Source organism: Glaciimonas sp. GG7, assembly GCF_052976905.1.
The window spans coordinates 1-1,767 of sequence record NZ_JBRIIQ010000123.1 but is presented as its reverse complement, the minus strand read 5'-3'; the positions used below and the strand labels follow the sequence as shown (position 1 = coordinate 1,767).

The 1,767-nt window shown below is 57.1% G+C and carries 2 protein-coding genes; both read right to left on the bottom strand.

Annotated features, from left to right (window positions below):
- Positions 1-515 (bottom strand): TIM barrel protein (locus ACVBEF_RS18955; RefSeq protein ID WP_447125479.1); only part of this gene is annotated, 515 nt, incomplete at its 3' end.
- Between the two features lie 168 nt (positions 516-683).
- Positions 684-1,767: thiamine pyrophosphate-dependent enzyme (locus ACVBEF_RS18950; RefSeq protein WP_447125478.1), on the bottom strand; the 1,084-nt coding region annotated here is incomplete at its 5' end.

The following is a 1,767-nucleotide window of genomic DNA, read 5'->3' as shown; positions in this document are numbered from 1 at the left end:
CCGCTATCAAACAACAGCCCCACCGCATCGCCCGTCAACGCCATCAACTGATCGACATCGGCCTGGGTCTCCACATACGCGCCCATGTGATGGTGATACGACAGGCGCACGCCGTGCGCCAGCGTGTGCGCTGCAAAGGCGGTCAACTTGTCCGCATATTCCTGCCACTGCGCAGCGCTGGCAAATTGCGGACGCTTATACAGCGGCTCGGGCCGTCCCTGAATCGCATTCGCCACTTCGCCATAGACCATCACCGTGGCACCGTTTTCGGCCAGCAAACGCAGATGCGACGCGACGGCGACAATTTCATCCTCGACCGACCCCGTCGCCAGCCGTCCTGAATACCAGCCTGACACGCATTCCAGCGAATATTTACCCAGAACGGCAGCCAACGCAGCCGGTTCTTTCGGAAATTTATTCCCCAGCTCAAAGCCGCGATAGCCAATCTGCGCGCCCTCTGACAGCGCGACTTCCAACGGCGTCTCGCCGCCCAATGACGGCAGATCGTCGTTCATCCAGGAGATTGGGTTGATGCCAATTTTTACGTTAAATGGTTTAGCCACGATAGTTCCTATTCAGTAAGGACTTTCGAAAAATTGTTCCAGCAAGGCATCTTGACGAAGACAGTACGAATGTACGGCTAGGAGAGATAACGCCGCTGGAGCGATTTTGCGGAAGTCCGGTTAAATTTTTTGGCTTAATTGCGCTTGCTCATACTGCTCACGCGCCAGTTGCACCGAGGCCCGCGCCGAAACTTCCGGCACCGCCACTTCCCACCAGCAGCCGCCGTCTTCCGTGGTGCGTTTATCGTCCGTATCGATACACACTAAATAAGTACGATCCGCAGCACGCGCCCGTTGCATGGCCGCTTCCAACTCAGGAATCGTTTTGACGTTTTCCGCCAACGCGCCCAACGCTCTGGCGTGCGCGGCAAAATCAATCTGCGGCGCGCCCGATCCGGCTTGCAAGCAATCTTCCAGCATGTTGTTAAAGGGTGCGCCGCCGCACGCCTGTTGCAGCCGGTTGATGCAGCCGTAACCGCGATTGTCCAGCACCACAATAATGAGCTTTTTGTCGATCATCACGGATGTCGCGATTTCGGAATTCATCATCAAATAACTGCCATCGCCGACCATCACGATGACCTCCCGCTCGGGCTTCGCCAGTTTCACGCCCAGCGCACCGGCAATCTCATAGCCCATGCAGGAAAAACCGTATTCAACGTGATACCCGCCCGGCATAACTGTGCGCCAGAGTTTGTGGAGCTCGGCTGGCAAGGTTCCGGCTGCACAAACCACGATGTCATTAGTCGTCGAGTCTTGCGCCGAACGCTGCACCGCACCGATTACCTCGCCGTCATAAGGCAGGGCTGGCAAGGCAACTTCGCGTCGATTGGTAATCGCGCTCACCGTCGCCCGCCACGCCTGGGCTTGCTCGTTCGCCTCTGTCGTCCAGGCCGCGCTGGCACACCAGTCCTTGAGTTCGCGTGATAACGCAGCCAAGCCCAAACCAGCGTCCGACACCATCTCAGTGGAATGCCATTTCATCGCATCGCAGGCATTGACATTGATGCTAATCAAGGCCGCTTGCGCAAACAAAGAATGCGATCCGGTCGTAAAGTCCTGCAAGCGACTGCCTACCGAAATCACCACATCAGCATGATCGGCCAACGCGTTCGCCGCTGGTGAACCAGTCACACCCAGCGCCCCCAATTGCAAGGGATGATCCCAAGATCGATTCGTGCTTGTCCGTGGTACTCGGCATAGA